Raw genomic sequence first — 15,122 nt, forward strand, 5'->3', positions numbered from 1 at the left:
CGTGGCCGTCGAGGTCGCCAACGAGTCCGAGATCGCCGTCGACGAGACGTCGCTGACCGGCGTCTGCCGCTACGTGCTGGGCGAGCTGGACGTCAGCCCGCTGGCCGAGCTGTCGGTGCTGTGCGTGGACGTGGACCACATGGCCAGCCTGCACGAGCGGTGGATGGGCGAGAAGGGCCCGACCGACGTGCTGGCCTTCCCCATGGACGAGCTGGACACCGCCCGGCCCGACGACCCCGAGGCCGGCCCCGAGCTGCTCGGCGACGTCGTGCTGTGCCCCGCGGTCGCCATCCGCCAGGCCCGCGCGGCCGGGCACACCATGGACGACGAGCTGCTGCTGCTGGCCACGCACGGCGTGCTGCACCTGCTCGGCTACGACCACATGGAGCCCGACGAGGAGAAGGAGATGTTCGGTCTCCAGTCCTCCCTCCTCGAGGGGTTCCGGTCCGCTCCCCGGCACCAGGTCACGGGCGAAGCCCTCCCCGAGCGATGAGCGCCACCGCGGTCACCCTCCTGGTGATCGCCGTCCTGCTGGTCCCGGTCGCGGGGCTGTTCGCTGCCGTCGACTCCGCCCTGGCCCGGGTCTCCCGGGCCCGGGTGGAGGAGATGCGCCGCGAGGGCGTCGCCCGGGCCGGGGTGCTGCTGGAGGTCGTCGACGACCGGCCGCGGCACGTCTCGCTGCTGCTCCTGCTGCGGATCGCCTGCGAGATGACCGCCGCCGTGCTGATCGCGGTGATCCTGTTCGTCGTCTTCGACGGTGTCGGGGCCGGTGTGGTCACCGCGGCCGCGGTCATGACGGTGGTCAGCTACGTGCTGATCGGCGTCGGCCCGCGCACCCTGGGCCGCCAGCACGCCTACCCGGTCGCGCTGCGCGCCGCCGGGCTCACCCGGCTGCTGGGCAGGGTCCTCGGGCCGGTCTCCACCCTGCTGATCCTGCTGGGCAACGCGATCACCCCCGGTCGCGGCTACCGGGACGGCCCGTTCAGCACCGAGGTCGAGCTGCGCGAGCTGGTCGACATGGCCGAGGAACGCGGCGTCGTCGAGTCCGGCGAGCGCAACATGATCCACTCGGTCTTCGAGCTCGGGGACACCATCGCCCGTGAGGTCATGGTGCCCCGCCCCGACGTGGTCTGGATCGAGCAGACCAAGACGCTGCGGCAGGCCCTGGCGCTCGCGCTGCGCAGCGGGTTCAGCCGGCTGCCGGTCATCGGGGAGAACGTCGACGACGTGGTCGGCGTCGTCTACCTCAAGGACCTGGTCAAGCGCACCCAGGGCAGTGGGGACGGCGGGAAGCAGCGCGTCGAGGACGTCATGCGACCGGCCTCCTTCGTCCCGGAGTCCAAGCCCGTCGACGTCCTGCTGCGCGACATGCAGGCCCGCCGCATCCACATGGCCGTGGTCGTCGACGAGTACGGCGGCTCGGCCGGACTGCTCACGATCGAGGACATCCTCGAGGAGATCGTCGGGGAGATCCAGGACGAGCACGACACGGTCCAGCGGCCGCCGATCGAGGAGCTGCCCGACGGCTCCTACCGGGTCATCGCCCGGCTGCCGGTCGAGGACCTCGCCGACCTGTTCCGGGTCGAGCTGCCCGACGACGACGACGTCGAGACCATCGGCGGCCTGCTGGCCCGGGAGATCGGCCGGGTGCCCATCGAGGGCTCCGAGGCCGTCGTCGGCGGCCTGCGGCTGGTCGCCGAGAGCACCGGCGGACGGCGCAACCAGATCGACACCATGCTCGTCTGCCGCGTCACCGACGACGACCCGGCCGAGTCCACCGAGCCCGCCCGCGCCGAGCCGCCGCTCGTCGTGGAAGGCTGACCGCCCGTGAGCGCACCCGCACTGCAGCCCGAGGACGCCAAGCTCGTCACCCTCGCCCGGTCGGCCCGCGGCCGCACCGGTGCGCCGGAGGGGGCCGCCGTCCGGGACACCGACGGCCGCACCTACCTGGCCGCCACCGTGTCCCTGCCCTCGCTGCAGCTGTCGGCGCTGCAGGGCGCCGTCGCGGCCGCGGTGAGCAGCGGCGTCGAGGGCCTGGAGGCCGCGGCCGTGGTCAGCGCCGCCGGCGAGGTGGAGCCGGCCGGGCTGGCCGCCGTGCACGACCTCACCGCCGCCGCGCCGGTCCACCTCGCCGCCCCCGACGGCACCCTCGTCGCCACCTCCTGACGAGGAGCGCCCTCCTCGTCAGAGGGGGCGGTCGACGGCCTCGGCGAAGGCCTCGGGGTCGCGCACCCAGACGGTGAACGCCTTGTCCGCGACGCCGTCGGAGTCCAGGTGCCGGACGACGACCCGGGTGCGGCCGGGCCACCAGCCCCCGCGGCGCCTGGCCCTGGGCCAGTCCGCCGGGGCCGGGGCGAGGACCACGTCGTCCAGCAGCACCAGCGGGACGACGCCGAAGGACGACGTCTGCCGGAGCCCGGCGATGTCGGTGGACAGCGCGTGGTCGGAGACGGTGAACCGGCTGGTGGCCAGCACGAGCACCAGCAGGCCCAGCCCGATCGCCAGCGGCGCCTCGTCCCCTGCGTCGGCCCACCCGCTGATCAGCCCCAGGGCGACCAGCCACACGACGACGGCGGAGACCGTGGCCAGCGCGACGCCGGGGCTGACCGGGTTGTACTGCCAGTACCGCAACGGCCGGGGGACCACGGTGACCGACCGCTTGGGCCCGCGCCGGGCGAGGAAGCCGTAGCTGGTCACCTGGCTGACGTGCCGCTCCCGGTCCCGGGCGGCGCGGACCGCCGGCGGCTCGTCGTTCTCTCGTCGCTGTCGGCGGGCCATGACCCCATCGTCCCAGGGCCGGTGGACCGGGACTGTCGGTGGCCGGTGGGAGACTGACCCGGTGAGCACCCCCGCACCTCCGCACCGCAGTGGCTTCGTCGCCCTGGTCGGCCGCCCGAACGCGGGCAAGACCACGCTCACCAACGCCCTGGTGGGGGAGAAGGTCGGGATCGTCAGCAACCGGCCGCAGACCACCCGGCACGCCATCCGCGGGGTGGTGCACCGCCCCGCCGGGCAGATCGTGCTGGTCGACACCCCCGGGCTGCACAAGCCCAAGAGCCTGCTGGGCCAGCGGCTCAACGACGTCGTGCGGGACACCCTGGCCGACGTCGACGTGATCGTGTTCTGCATCCCGGCCGACCAGCCGGTGGGTGCCGGGGACGCGTTCATCGCCCGCCAGCTGAAGAACGTCACCACCCCCGTCGTCCTGGTGGTCACCAAGACCGACGCGGCGCCGAAGAAGGAGATCACCGCCCAGCTGATCGCCGCCAGCGGCCTGGTCGAGGCCCGCGAGGTGGTGCCGGTGAGCGCGGTGGCCGGTGACCAGGTCGAGCTGCTGGCCGACCTGCTGATCGGGATGCTGCCCGAGGGGCCGCTGCTCTACCCCGAGGACCAGACCACCGACGGCGACGTCGAACGGCAGATCGCCGAGCTCGTCCGCGAGGCCGCCCTGGAGAAGGTCCGCCAGGAGGTGCCGCACTCCCTGGCGGTCAGCGTCGAGGAGATCATCCGCAAGCCCGACCCGCGGGACGCCTCCGCGGTGTTCACCGAGCTGCACGTGCTGCTGCACGTCGAGCGGGCCAGCCAGAAGCCGATGCTGTTGGGCAAGGGCGGGTCGACGATCAAGGCGATCGGCAGCGAGGCGCGGGTCGGCCTGGAGACGCTGCTGGGCGGCCGGGTGCACCTGGACCTGCACGTCACGGTGCTCGGGGAGTGGCAGGACGACCCGAAGAAGCTGAACCGGCTGGGCTACTGAGTGTCCGCGCACACCCCGCAGGCGCTCTACCGCGACGAGGGCGTGGTGCTCCGGGTGCAGAAGCTCGGTGAGGCCGACCGGATCATCACCGTGCTCACCCGGCGCACCGGCAAGGTGCGCGCGGTCGCCAAGGGCGTGCGGCGCACCAAGAGCAAGTTCGGCGCCCGGCTGGAGCCGTTCAGCCACGTGGACCTGCAGCTCTACACCGGCCGCAACCTCGACATCGTCAGCCAGGCGGAGTCACTGCGCTCCTACGGCCCGGCGATCGTGGGCGACTACCCCTGCTACACCGCCGGCACCGCCGTGCTGGAGACCGCCGACCGGCTGACCGCGGAGGAGAAGGAGCCCTCGCTGCGGCTGTTCCTGCTGGTCATCGGGGCGCTGCGGTCGCTGTCGGAGCGGAGCCACCCGCCGGGCCTGGTGCTCGACGCGTTCCTGCTGCGGGCGATGTCGGTGGCCGGCTGGGAGCCCGCGCTGTCGGACTGCGCCCGCTGCGGGGAGCCCGGCCCGCACCGGCACTTCTCCGTCCCCGGCGGCGGCATGGTCTGCCCGGCCTGCCGGCCCACCGGGTCCACGATGCCCAGCCCGGTCACCATCGGGCTCCTGGAGTCGCTGCTCACCGGTGACTGGCAGGCCGCCGAGGCCAGCCAGGGGATCAACCGGCGCGAGGGCAGCGGCCTGGTGGCGGCGCTGCTGCAGTGGCACCTCGAGCGCGGCCTGCGCTCGCTGTCCCTGGTCGAACGCACGTGAGGGAGCACCGGTGAAGCGCGAGGTCAGGCAGCCCACACCGCACCCGTCGGGGGCCCGGCCCCCGGAGATCCCGGCCGACAAGGTGCCGCACCACGTCGCCGTGGTGATGGACGGCAACGGCCGGTGGGCCAAGGAGCGCGGGCTGCCGCGCACCAAGGGCCACGAGGCGGGGGAGTCCAGCCTGTTCGACTGCGTCGAGGGCGCCATCGAGCTCGGGGTGCGGGCGATCAGCGCCTACGCCTTCTCCACCGAGAACTGGAAGCGCAGCCCCGACGAGGTCCGCTTCCTGATGGGCTTCAACCGCGACGTCATCCGGCGCCGGCGCGACGAGATGCACGAGCTGGGGGTGCGGGTCCGCTGGGCCGGTCGTCGTCCCCGGTTGTGGCGCAGCGTCATCGACGAGCTGCAGGTCGCCGAGGAGCTGACGAAGGACAACGACGTGCTCACGCTGACCATGTGCGTGAACTACGGCGGCCGGGCCGAGATCGCCGACGCCGCGGCCGCCATCGCCCGCGAGGTGGCGGCGGGGCGGATCAAGCCGGACAAGGTGGACGAGAAGACCGTCGCCCGGTTCCTCGACGAGCCCGACATGCCCGACGTCGACCTGTTCCTGCGCAGCTCGGGGGAGAACCGCACCAGCAACTTCCTGCTCTGGCAGTCGGCCTACGCCGAGCTGGTGTTCCAGGACGTGCTGTGGCCGGACTTCGACCGCCGCGACCTGTGGCGGGCCTGCGAGGAGTACGCCTCCCGGCAGCGGCGGTTCGGCTCGGCCTGACCGCAGGTCAGTCGGTGAACCGGCTGTTGTCGGCCTCGGACCACCAGTCGTAGAGGTCGTCGAGGCCGTCCGGTCCGCCGCCGGGCACGGTCAGCACGGTGACGGTGCTCGAGGCCTCCTCGGTCCAGAACAGGACGGCGTCCTGCCGGGTCGTCAGGTAGCAGCCGATCCGCCCCGACGTCTGGCCCTCGTAGGTGTAGTACTTGTAGCCGAGGTCCCCGGGACAGTCCTGGTCCGAGCTCAGCGGCTCGAGCTCCTGGTCGTCGACCACGGACAGGAACTGCGCATCGGCGTCCTGCTCGTCCCCGTACTGCCGGACGTCGGCCTCCTGCGGGCCGGGCTGGACCGAGCTGGGTCCGCAGCTCAGTGCGGCGACCTGGCCGCTGTCGGTGGACGGCGCCGGGGCACAGTCGGCCAGCCCACCCGGCAGCAGCGCGATGAGCGCGGCCTGCTCCGGGGACGTGGACGGCGCGGTCGAGCTGCTGGTGGGGGTCGGCGACGTGGGCTCGTCGCCGCCCCGGGTGACGACGACGGCGACCACCCCGGCGACCGCGACCGCGGCCACCGCGGCCGCGGCGACCGGGACCCACCGGCGGGACTGCTGCCGCGGCGGTGGGGGTGGGGGTGGCTGCCAGCCGGGCTGGCGCGGGCCGGCGGGAGGCAGCGGGGTGCCCGGGCGGGACGGGCCACCCCAGACCCCGGCCGGACCGGGGTCGGAGAACCCGACCGCCTGGGGGCGCGGCAGCGGCTGCGAGGGGCCGGGCGGACGGGAGGCCTCGGCCTGCGGCGCGACCCCGCCGGAGGTCAACGCGGCGCGGGCGGCCTGGGCGAGCGCACCGGCCGAGGACCACCGCTGGTCGGGGTCCTTGGCCAGCCCGCGGGCCAGCACGTCGTCCAGCGCCGGCGGCAGGCCACCGCGCAGGGACGAGGCCCGGGGCGGGGCGGTGTTGAGGTGGGCGTACATCATCTTGGCCAGGCCGTCGCCCACGAAGGGCCGCCGACCGGTGAGGCACTCGAAGAGCACGCAGGTCAGCGCGTAGACGTCGGTGCGGGCGTCGACCGGCCGCTCGAGGAACCGCTCGGGGGCCATGTAGTCGAAGGAGCCCAGCGCCGAGCCCGTCGCGGTGAGCGACGGGCCCTCGGTGGAGTCCGCGGACCACGCGATGCCGAAGTCGACCAGGTAGACGAACTCGTCGTCCCCGCTGCCGGTGACCAGCACGTTGGAGGGCTTGACGTCGCGGTGCACCAGGCCCTCGGCGTGTGCCGCGTCCAGCGCGCGGGCCACCTGTCCGACCACGGCGACGGCCCGGGCGGGGTCCATCGCGCCGTCGCGGTGCAGCAGGTCGCCGAGGTCGGTGCCGTCGACCAGGCGCATGTCCAGGAAGAGCCGGCCGTCGACCTCGCCGTAGCGGTGGATGGGCACGACGTGCGGTTCGGACAGCCGGGCGGCGGCGTGCGCCTCGCGGCGGAAGCGCTCGCGGTAGGCGGTGTCGCCGGCCAGACCGGCCGACAGCACCTTGAGGGCCACGGTGCGCCGGTGCTCGGTGTCGTAGGCGCGGTACACCTCGCCCATGCCGCCACGGCCCAGGAGACCCTCGATGCGGTAGGCGCCGAACTGACCCTCCACCGCGACCTGCCCCCGTCCCCGGCCCCGGCCGGTCCGGTACCGGGGCCGAGCTTAGGTGGCGGACGGGGGCCGGACCGGCATCCCGGCCGGTCCACCCCCCGTCAGGGGGTCTGGAAGTCGCTCAGGTCGGCGTCGTTCCACCAGGCCCAGAGGGTCGCGATGTCCTCCTGGTCGCCCGACACCTGGACGAAGCCCTCGGCCCGGGCGTCGAGCTGGGTCCACAGCACGACGGCCTGGTCCTGGATGACCGCGCAGCCGACCTGGCCGGCCAGCTCGCCTCCGGCGGTCCAGTCCCGGTAGCCCAGCGTCCCGGCCTCGTCCGGGCAGTCCGAGCCGCTGGTCAGCTCGACCAGCCCCTGCGATCCGGCGTCGGAGGCGAACACGTCGGTCAGGGTGTCCTCGTCGGGGTAGAGGTAGAAGGCGGACTGCTCCGGCCCGCTCCCCGACACCGACCCACCGCAGTCCAACGCCGCGATGGCCCCGTCGGCGGGCAGCGCCCGCGACTCGCAGGCGTCGGCGTCGAAGTCCGCGGGCAGGATCGCCCGCAGCTCGTCCTCGGGGCTGGCGGCGGGCGGGTCGGTGGGCGTCGACGTGGTCGTCTCCTGGGTGGTCGTGGGGGACGGCGGGACGTCCGTCGTGGGGTCCGCGGCCACCGAGCTGCCACCCCCACGGGTCAGCGCCACGGTGACCACCACGACCAGCGCGAGGACGACGACCGCCGCGAGGGCGACCACCAGGACCGGGTTGGTGCCGCTCCCCGCCGGCGTCGGGGGCGGTGGTGGCGCGCCCCAGCCGGGGCCGGTCGGCGGCGGGCCGGTGACGACGGGGGCCGGCGGCCAGGACGGCGGGGACTGACCGCCACCCGAGGGCCCCGTGAAGCCCAGCGTCTGCACCCGCAGCGGCGGGCCGGGCGCCGGTCCGGGCGCGGGGACCACCGGTCGGGGCCGTAGACCACCGGACCGCAGGGCCTCGCGGGCGGCCCGGGCCATGTCCCCTGCGGTGGCGAACCGGTCGGCCGGGTCCTTGGCCAGGCCGCGGGCGACCACCGCGTCCAGCTCGACGGGCACGTCGGTACGCAGCGTGGACGGTGCCGCGGGGACGGTGTTGAGGTGGGCCCACATGACCGCGGGCAGGCCCGTCCCGGTGAACGGACGGCGGCCGGTCAGGCACTCGTGGAGCACGCAGGCCAGGCCGTAGACGTCCACCCGGCCGTCGACCGGGCGGTCGAGGAACCGCTCGGGGGCCATGTAGTCGAAGGAGCCCAGCGCGGCCCCGGTCTGGGTCAGCCCGCCGGCGTCGGCGACCGAGCGGGCGATGCCGAAGTCGACCAGGTAGGCGAACTCGTCCTCACCGGTGCCGGTGAGCAGCACGTTGGAGGGCTTGACGTCCCGGTGCACCAGTCCCTCGGCGTGCGCGGCGTCCAGCGCCTGGGCGACCTGGCCGACGATCGACACGGCCCGCTCGGGGGAGAGGGGCTCGCGGTGCAGGACGTCGGCCAGGTCGTCGCCGCGGACCAGCCGCATGTCCAGGAACAGCCGGCCGTCGATCTCGCCGTAGCGGTGGATCGGCACGACGTGCGGCTCGGCCAGGCGGGCCGCGGCGTGCGCCTCGCGGCGGAACCGCTCGCGGTACTCGGCGTCCTCGGCCAGGTGCGGGCTCAGCAGCTTCAGCGCCACCGTGCGCTCGTGCTCGGTGTCCCAGGCGCGGTGGACCTCGCCCATGCCGCCCCGGCCGATGAGCTCCTCGAGCCGGTAGGGGCCGAACCGATCCGCTGCCACGACCTGACCTCCTGGGGCCGGTGGGCCCGGCTGGCGGGGAGTCTAGGGCCGGGGGGCGTCGGATCCCGGGCGCGCGGCGGTGGCTCGGCAGTCCGCGCAGGTGCCGAAGATCTCCAGCGTGTGGCTGACGTCGGCGAAGCCGTGCTCGTCGGCGACCCGGTCGGCCCAGCGCTCGACGGCGGGGCCGGCCACCTCGACCGTGCGGCCGCAGCCCCGGCAGACCAGGTGGTGGTGGTGCTGGGTGCTGCAGCGCCGGTACAGCGCCTCACCGGAGTCGGTGCGGATCGAGTCCAGCTCGCCGTCGTCGGCCAGGGCCTGCACGGCGCGGTAGACCGTCGACAGGCCCACCGAGTCACCGTCGGCCCGCAGCCGGGCGTGCACCTCCTGGGCGCTGTGGAAGCCCTCGAGGTCGTCGAAGACCGCCGCGACGGCGGTGCGCTGACGGGTGGTGCGGACCATCAGGCGATGGTGGCACGCGCGGTGCCGGCGGTCTCGTGGTGCTCGGCGTCCGGACCCTGGTCCAGGGTGGGGTCCGCGGCCGGGACGGCGGAGTGCGCGGCGTGCTCGATCGCGTCGCGCACGATGTGCCCGACGTGGGAGTCGGTGAGCCGGTAGTGCACCTCGCGGTGCTGACGGTCCCCGACGACCAGGCGCGCAGCGCGCAGCACCCGCAGGTGCTGGGAGACCAGCGGCTGGGGGACGCCGAGGGCGTCGACGAGCTCGTGCACGCAGCGGGTGCCGTGCTCGTCGAGCAGGGCCACGATGGACAGCCGGAGCGGGGCGGCGAGGGCCGACAACAGCTCGCTGGCCGCCACGACGTCGTCCGGGAGCCTGCGGGTGGAGGGGAGCGCGGCGGACATCGCCCCATCGTCCGCGCATGTGAGAACCGTTGTCAACTGGAGGTGTCCGTGTTCGTCGTGACCAGGTTCCGGGTCGACCCCGCCGTCCGCGCCGAGGTGGCCGGGCACGGCGCCGCGTTGCTCGCTGTCCTCGAGACGCTGCCCGGCTTCCGGTCCGGGGAGCTGGGTGCGGCCGCCGACGACGAGGGGCTGCTCGCACTGCTCACCACCTGGGACGGCGTCGGCGCCTACCGCCGGGCGCTCGGCCAGGCCCAGGTCAAGATCGTCGGTGCGCCGCTGTGGGTGCACGCGGTCGACGAGCCCGGGGTCTACGTGTCGGGGGAGTGACCGGCGGCGACTACCGTCGACGGGTCAACCGCCGACCGCCAGCCGGATGGAGCCCACCCCGTGGCCACCGAGAACGACAGCACCCCCCGCAGCGACGTCCGCCGAGCCGACCCCGCCCGCCTGGACAAGGTGGTCAACCTCTGCAAGCGCCGGGGCTTCGTGTTCCCCGCCGGGGAGATCTACGGCGGCACGCGCTCCGCCTGGGACTACGGGCCGCTGGGCACCGAGCTCAAGGAGAACATCAAGAAGCAGTGGTGGCGCACGGTCGTGCAGAGCCGCGACGACATCGTCGGCCTGGACTCCTCGGTCATCCTGCCGCGCCAGACCTGGGTCGCCTCGGGCCACGTCGGGGTCTTCACCGACCCGCTGACCGAGTGCCAGAACTGCCACAAGCGGTTCCGCGCCGACCACCTCGAGGAGGCGTTCGAGGCCAAGAAGGGCCGCGCGCCCGAGGGCCTGACCGAGATCACCTGCCCCAACTGCGGGGTGACCGGCTCGTGGACCGAGCCGCGGGACTTCAACATGATGCTGAAGACGTACCTGGGCCCGGTCGAGGACGAGTCGGGGCTGCACTACCTGCGCCCGGAGACCGCCCAGGGCATCTTCGTGAACTTCGCCAACGTGATGGGCGCCGCCCGCAAGAAGCCGCCGTTCGGCATCGGCCAGATCGGCAAGAGCTTCCGCAACGAGATCACCCCCGGGAACTTCATCTTCCGCACCCGGGAGTTCGAGCAGATGGAGATGGAGTTCTTCGTCAAGCCCGGCGAGGACGAGCAGTGGCACGAGTACTGGATCGAGCAGCGGAAGAACTGGTACACCGACCTCGGCATCGACGAGGACAACCTGCGGCTCTTCGAGCACCCCGCCGAGAAGCTGTCGCACTACTCCAAGCGCACCGTGGACATCGAGTACCGCTTCGGCTTCCAGGGCTCGGAGTGGGGCGAGCTCGAGGGCATCGCCAACCGCACCGACTTCGACCTGAAGACCCACACCGAGCACTCGGGCACCGACCTGTCCTACTTCGACCAGACGACGAACGAGCGCTGGACGCCCTACGTCATCGAGCCCGCAGCCGGCCTGACCCGCTCGCTGATGGCCTTCCTGGTCGAGGCCTACCGCGAGGACGAGGCGCCCAACGCCAAGGGCGGCGTCGACACCCGCACGCTGCTGGCGCTGGACCCGCGGCTGGCCCCGGTCAAGGCCGCCGTCCTCCCGCTCTCGCGCAACGCCGACCTCTCGCCCAAGGCGCGTGACCTGGCGGCGGCGCTGCGGAAGAACTGGAACGTCGAGTTCGACGACGCCGGCGCCATCGGCCGCCGCTACCGCCGCCAGGACGAGATCGGGACGCCGTTCTGCCTCACCGTCGACTTCGACACCCTCGAGGACGACGCGGTGACCGTGCGCGAGCGGGACACGATGACCCAGGAGCGCGTGGGCCTGGACTCCGTCGTGGGCTACCTGGCGCAGCGCCTGCCCGGCTGCTGACGCCGGGGGTGAGCCGCCCTGCCGTGGGGTGAGCCGCCGTTGAACGCGGCTCATCCCACACGGCCGCGGCCGGGCCCCGAAGCAGGTCCGCCCAGCTGGGGGAGGGGCCGCGGTAGACCGCGGACTTCCCCCCAGCTGCGCGGACCCACCTGCAGCGGAGCGCCGATGACAGGTGTCACGGTGGGGTCGTGATGCTCGGCCCAGGGACGAACTCCCCAGTCGGGCCACGGTGGGTCCATGACCGAGACCACCGTGGCACTGGGGACGGCGCCGACAGCACCTGCCGCGGGTCCGCCCGCCGTCCGGCTCGCCGGGCTGACCAAGCGCTTCGGAGCCGTGACCGCCGTCGACGGTCTGGACCTCACCGTCCAGGCCGGTGAGATCGTCGCCTTCCTGGGCCCGAACGGCGCCGGGAAGACCAGCACCATCGACCTGCTGCTGGGGCTCAGCCGACCCGATGCCGGCTCCGTCGAGGTGCACGGGATGCCCCCGCGCACCGCCGTCGCCCACGGCCTGGTCGCCGCCGTCATGCAGTCCGGTGGCCTGCTGAAGGACCTCACCGTCGAGGAGACCGCGCGGCTGACCGCCGGCCTCTTCGCGCACAGTCGACCGGTCGCCGAGGTGCTCGAGCGGGCCGGGATCGCCGACATCGCCGACCGCCGGGTCGGCAAGTGCTCTGGCGGCCAGCAGCAGCGGCTCCGCTTCGCGATGGCCCTGCTGCCCGAGCCCGAGCTGCTGGTGCTCGACGAGCCCACCACCGGTATGGACGTCGAAGGCCGGCGGGACTTCTGGACGGCGATCCGCGCCGATGCCGGGCGCGGCCGCACCGTGCTGTTCGCCACCCACTACCTGGAGGAGGCCGACGCCTACGCCGACCGGATCGTGCTGGTCGCCGGTGGGCGGGTCGTCGCCGACGGCACGGCCGCGGAGATCCGGGCGCTGTCGGCCGGCCGGCTGGTCACCGCCACCCTCCCGGACGGCGCGGACGAGCTGGACCGGCTGCGTGCACTGCCCGGCGTCGAGGACGTCGAGCTGCGCGGGCAGACCGTGCACGTGCACAGCGCCGACTCCGACGTCGTCGCCCGGCACCTGCTCACCGCCACCGCCGCGCACGACGTGCAGATCAGCTCGCGCGGCCTCGAGGACGCCTTCATCGCGCTGACCGGCCGTCACCAGGGAGAGACCCGATGACCACCGCCGCCGCCACCACCGTCCCCGTCCGGCGCGCCCCGGCGGCCGGCGGCTTCTCCCTGGGCTTCCTCCGCCTGGAGGTCCGTCGGCTGCTGCGCAACAGGCGGACCCTGGTGTTCACCGTCGTCCTGCCACCGGCCTTCTACTTCCTGTTCGGCGGGGCGGGCTACTCAGGGGAGACCGCCGGGCGGGGCAACGTGTCGGCGTACGTGATGATCAGCCTGGCGGTGTACGGCGCGATGATCGCCACCACGTCGGCCGGGGCGTCGGTGTCGGTGGAACGGGCGGTCGGCTGGTCGCGGCAGCTGCGGCTGACCCCGTTGCGCCCGGTCGCCTACGTCGTCACCAAGCTGCTGGCCGCCATGGTGATGGGCGCGCTCGCCGTCGCGGTGGTCTTCCTGGCCGCCGGGGTGTTCGGCGGGGCCCGGATGGACCTCTGGGTCTGGGTCGTCTCCGGGCTGGTGGCCTGGCTCGGCGCCCTGGTGTTCGCCGCCCTGGGGTTGTTCGCCGGGTACCTGCTGCCCTCGGAGAACGTCATGCAGCTGATGGGCCCGTTGCTGGCGGTGCTGGCCTTCCTCGGTGGGCTGTTCGTGCCGCTGGACGTGCTGGGCGAGACCTTTCGGACCCTGGCCGAGTACACCCCCGCCTACGGGGTGGGCGCGCTGGCCCGGATGCCACTGACCGATGAGGGCTCGCTGCTGACGGCGGTGCTGAACGTCGTCGCCTGGACGGTGGTCTTCGTCGCCGGCGCGGCCTTCCGGTTCCGTCGCGACACCGCGCGCGTGTGACCAGCACTGACACCGACCTCCGGGGGCCAGACTGGCCCTCGGAGGTGGTCGTGGTGCAGCAGGTCGAGGACGTGCTGGGTCGGCCCCGGCTGGGGCGTTGGGGGTCGGTCTTCGCCGTCGCCTGGCTGGTCTACCTCCTGCAACCGCTGCACGCAGCCCTCGGGGAGCCCGACCTCGTCCTCCGGGTCCTGGGCCTGGCCGCCCTGATGCTCTTCGCGGCCGGGTTCGCGGTCTTCTTCGGCTGGCTGCGGGCCCGCCGGATCGCGGCCCGCCCGGTGGCCGAGCCCGTCGTCCTCGCGTCGCTGGCGACCGGGGGCCTGCTGCTCGGGATCGCCGCCCCGGCCACCGGGCAGGACGTGCTGGTCGGCGTCGTCTACCTCGGGGTGGCCTCGGTGATGGCACTGCCGCTGCGCCGGGCCCTGGTCGTGGTCGCCGTGCTGGTCGTGAGCACCGTGGGGCTGCCCCGGGTGGTGCCGGGGTGGGAGGGCACCTGGGACGTCCTCCCCGAGCTGCTGCTGGCCTGCTTCGCTGCCTACGGCGTCGGCCAGGTCGTGCTGCGCAACGGCGAGCTGGCCCGGGCGCGCGAGCAGATCACCGAGCTGGCGGTCAGCCGGGAGCGGGAACGGCTGGCCCGCGACGTGCACGACATCCTCGGGCACTCCCTGACCGTCATCACGGTCAAGAGCGAACTGGTCGGACGGCTGCTGGAGGGCACCGAGCACGACCGTGCCCGCCGCGAGGTCGCCGAGCTCGAGCAGCTGGCCCGCGGAGCGCTGGCCGACGTCCGCTCCACCGTCGCCGGGACCCGGGAGGTGTCGCTGGCCGGTGAGCTGGCAGCGGCCCGCCGTGCCCTGGACGCCGCGGGCATCGACGCCGACCTGCCGGGCTCGGTGGAGCTAGCCCCGCCCGCCCACCGCGAGCTGTTCGCCTGGGCGCTGCGCGAGGGAGTCACCAACGTCGTCCGGCACTCGGCGGCCCGGCGGTGCGTCGTGACGCTGGACGGCCGCGCACTGGAGGTCTGCGACGACGGCCGCGGGGTCGGTGTCGCCGGGGGCGGGGGCACCGGGCTGGACGGCCTGCGGGCCCGGGCCGAGGCCACCGGGGCGACGCTGCACTGCGGGCCCACCCGGCCCGGCTTCCTGCTGCGGGTGGAGGTCCCGTGATCCGGGTGCTGCTCGCCGACGACCAGGCGCTGGTCCGTGGTGCCCTGGCCGCGCTGCTGGACCTGGAGGCCGATCTCGAGGTGGTCGCCGAGGTGGGGCGCGGTGACGAGGTGGTCGATGCCGTCCGCGAGAACCGGGCTGACGTGGCGCTGCTCGACGTCCAGATGCCCGGGCTGGACGGGATCGCCGCCACCGCCGCGCTGCGCGACGCCGTCCCCGGCTGCCGGGTGCTGGTGGTGACCACGTTCGGCCGGCCCGGTTACCTGCGCCGGGCGATGGACGCCGGGGCGGCCGGCTTCGTGGTCAAGGACACCCCGGCCCGGCAGCTGGCCGACGCCGTCCGCCGGGTGCACGGCGGCCTGCGGGTGGTGGACCCGGCGCTGGCCGCCGAGACCCTCACCGCGGGGGACAGTCCGCTCTCGGCGCGGGAGACCGAGGTGCTCGGTGCGGCGCGGGACGGCGGCACGGTCGCCGACCTGGCGAAGGCGCTGCACCTGGCCCCGGGAACGGTGCGCAACCACCTGTCCGCAGCGATCGGCAAGACCGGTGCGCGGACCCGGGCCGAGGCGGTCCGGTTGGCCGATGGGAACGGCTGGCTGACCTGAGCACCGGCCCGCCTACCCT

The 15,122-nt window shown here is 74.1% G+C and carries 17 protein-coding genes; 12 read left to right on the forward strand and 5 right to left on the reverse strand.

All coding sequences use genetic code 11. From position 1 onward, the window contains the following. Position 1: 1 nt before the first annotated feature. The 3 genes from ybeY to F1C76_17340 are packed head-to-tail and all read left to right on the forward strand — an operon-like array spanning position 2 to position 2,166. Positions 2-493 (forward strand): rRNA maturation RNase YbeY, encoded by a 492-nt coding sequence (gene ybeY / locus F1C76_17330; protein ID QNG38096.1) that lies wholly within the window; start codon positions 2-4, stop codon positions 491-493. Then, the gene (locus tag F1C76_17335) at positions 490-1,821 is read left to right on the forward strand and encodes an HlyC/CorC family transporter (GenBank protein QNG38097.1); all 1,332 of its coding nucleotides are present in this window, start codon (positions 490-492) and stop codon (positions 1,819-1,821) included. The genes ybeY and F1C76_17335 overlap by 4 nt, the downstream gene beginning before the upstream one ends. A 6-nt stretch (positions 1,822-1,827) precedes the next feature. Further along, on the forward strand, positions 1,828-2,166 hold the full coding sequence (locus F1C76_17340; GenBank protein ID QNG38098.1) for a cytidine deaminase: 339 nt from the start codon (positions 1,828-1,830) through the stop codon (positions 2,164-2,166). Positions 2,167-2,184: 18 nt separating this feature from the next. On the opposite strand, the gene F1C76_17345 is transcribed toward F1C76_17340, so the two are convergent. Next, the gene (locus F1C76_17345; protein QNG38099.1) at positions 2,185-2,778 is read right to left on the reverse strand and encodes a hypothetical protein; all 594 of its coding nucleotides are present in this window, start codon (positions 2,776-2,778) and stop codon (positions 2,185-2,187) included. Here F1C76_17345 and F1C76_17350 point away from each other — a divergent pair. Genes F1C76_17350 through F1C76_17360 form a run of 3 tightly spaced genes read left to right on the forward strand, consistent with a single transcriptional unit; the run spans position 2,777 to position 5,279 of the window. Continuing rightward, a complete protein-coding gene (locus F1C76_17350) occupies positions 2,777-3,754 on the forward strand; it encodes a GTPase Era (GenBank protein ID QNG38100.1) in 978 nt (325 codons plus the stop codon). The two genes, F1C76_17345 and F1C76_17350, sit on opposite strands and share 2 nt — an antisense overlap. Continuing rightward, positions 3,755-4,504 (forward strand): DNA repair protein RecO, encoded by a 750-nt coding sequence (gene recO, locus F1C76_17355; protein QNG38101.1) that lies wholly within the window; start codon positions 3,755-3,757, stop codon positions 4,502-4,504. Positions 4,505-4,514: 10 nt separating this feature from the next. After that, positions 4,515-5,279, forward strand: a complete 765-nt coding sequence (locus F1C76_17360; GenBank protein QNG38102.1) for an isoprenyl transferase — start codon at positions 4,515-4,517, stop codon at positions 5,277-5,279. Positions 5,280-5,286: 7 nt separating this feature from the next. Here F1C76_17360 and F1C76_17365 read toward each other — a convergent pair whose 3' ends face one another. The 4 genes from F1C76_17365 to F1C76_17380 form a co-directional block, all read right to left on the reverse strand. Further along, positions 5,287-6,906 carry a serine/threonine protein kinase gene (locus F1C76_17365; protein QNG38103.1) on the reverse strand — a complete coding sequence of 540 codons (1,620 nt, stop codon included), beginning with the start codon at positions 6,904-6,906 and terminating at the stop codon, positions 5,287-5,289. Between the two features lie 101 nt (positions 6,907-7,007). Next, the gene (locus F1C76_17370; GenBank protein ID QNG38104.1) at positions 7,008-8,684 is read right to left on the reverse strand and encodes a serine/threonine protein kinase; all 1,677 of its coding nucleotides are present in this window, start codon (positions 8,682-8,684) and stop codon (positions 7,008-7,010) included. Between the two features lie 42 nt (positions 8,685-8,726). Next, positions 8,727-9,143: a transcriptional repressor gene (locus tag F1C76_17375; GenBank protein ID QNG38105.1), complete on the reverse strand. Its 417-nt coding sequence runs from the start codon at positions 9,141-9,143 to the stop codon at positions 8,727-8,729. Continuing rightward, the gene (locus F1C76_17380; GenBank protein QNG38106.1) at positions 9,143-9,544 is read right to left on the reverse strand and encodes a winged helix-turn-helix transcriptional regulator; all 402 of its coding nucleotides are present in this window, start codon (positions 9,542-9,544) and stop codon (positions 9,143-9,145) included. Before F1C76_17380 ends, F1C76_17375 begins: the two co-directional genes overlap by 1 nt. A 96-nt stretch (positions 9,545-9,640) precedes the next feature. Between F1C76_17380 and F1C76_17385 the strand changes: the two genes are divergently transcribed. The 6 genes from F1C76_17385 (at position 9,641) to F1C76_17410 (ending at position 15,103) form a co-directional block, all read left to right on the forward strand. After that, complete coding sequence (locus F1C76_17385; protein QNG39335.1) at positions 9,641-9,871, forward strand: antibiotic biosynthesis monooxygenase; 231 nt, start codon at positions 9,641-9,643, stop codon at positions 9,869-9,871. A gap of 60 nt (positions 9,872-9,931) precedes the next feature. Beyond that, positions 9,932-11,356: a glycine--tRNA ligase gene (locus F1C76_17390; GenBank protein ID QNG38107.1), complete on the forward strand. Its 1,425-nt coding sequence runs from the start codon at positions 9,932-9,934 to the stop codon at positions 11,354-11,356. 237 nt (positions 11,357-11,593) lie between these two features. Further along, a complete protein-coding gene (locus F1C76_17395) occupies positions 11,594-12,547 on the forward strand; it encodes an ABC transporter ATP-binding protein (protein ID QNG38108.1) in 954 nt (317 codons plus the stop codon). Continuing rightward, the gene (locus F1C76_17400) at positions 12,544-13,335 is read left to right on the forward strand and encodes an ABC transporter permease (protein ID QNG38109.1); all 792 of its coding nucleotides are present in this window, start codon (positions 12,544-12,546) and stop codon (positions 13,333-13,335) included. Before F1C76_17395 ends, F1C76_17400 begins: the two co-directional genes overlap by 4 nt. A gap of 53 nt (positions 13,336-13,388) precedes the next feature. Further along, positions 13,389-14,498: a sensor histidine kinase gene (locus F1C76_17405; protein ID QNG38110.1), complete on the forward strand. Its 1,110-nt coding sequence runs from the start codon at positions 13,389-13,391 to the stop codon at positions 14,496-14,498. Further along, a complete protein-coding gene (locus tag F1C76_17410; GenBank protein ID QNG38111.1) occupies positions 14,495-15,103 on the forward strand; it encodes a response regulator transcription factor in 609 nt (202 codons plus the stop codon). Before F1C76_17405 ends, F1C76_17410 begins: the two co-directional genes overlap by 4 nt. The last annotated feature ends 19 nt before the right edge of the window (positions 15,104-15,122 follow it).

It is taken from the genome of Geodermatophilaceae bacterium NBWT11 (assembly GCA_014218215.1).
In the GTDB taxonomy this organism is placed as follows: Bacteria; Actinomycetota; Actinomycetes; order Mycobacteriales; family Geodermatophilaceae; genus Klenkia.

Bases quoted from the DNA above. Each gene is read 5' to 3' on its own strand.
- F1C76_17345 (QNG38099.1), bottom strand. From the start codon at position 2,778: ATGGCCCGCCGACAGCGACGAGAGAACGACGAGCCGCCGGCGGTCCGC.
- F1C76_17375 (QNG38105.1), bottom strand. From the start codon at position 9,143: ATGGTCCGCACCACCCGTCAGCGCACCGCCGTCGCGGCGGTCTTCGAC.
- F1C76_17335 (QNG38097.1), top strand. From the start codon at position 490: ATGAGCGCCACCGCGGTCACCCTCCTGGTGATCGCCGTCCTGCTGGTC.
- F1C76_17395 (QNG38108.1), top strand. From the start codon at position 11,594: ATGACCGAGACCACCGTGGCACTGGGGACGGCGCCGACAGCACCTGCC.
- F1C76_17400 (QNG38109.1), top strand. From the start codon at position 12,544: ATGACCACCGCCGCCGCCACCACCGTCCCCGTCCGGCGCGCCCCGGCG.
- F1C76_17380 (QNG38106.1), bottom strand. From the start codon at position 9,544: ATGTCCGCCGCGCTCCCCTCCACCCGCAGGCTCCCGGACGACGTCGTG.
- F1C76_17350 (QNG38100.1), top strand. From the start codon at position 2,777: ATGACCCCATCGTCCCAGGGCCGGTGGACCGGGACTGTCGGTGGCCGG.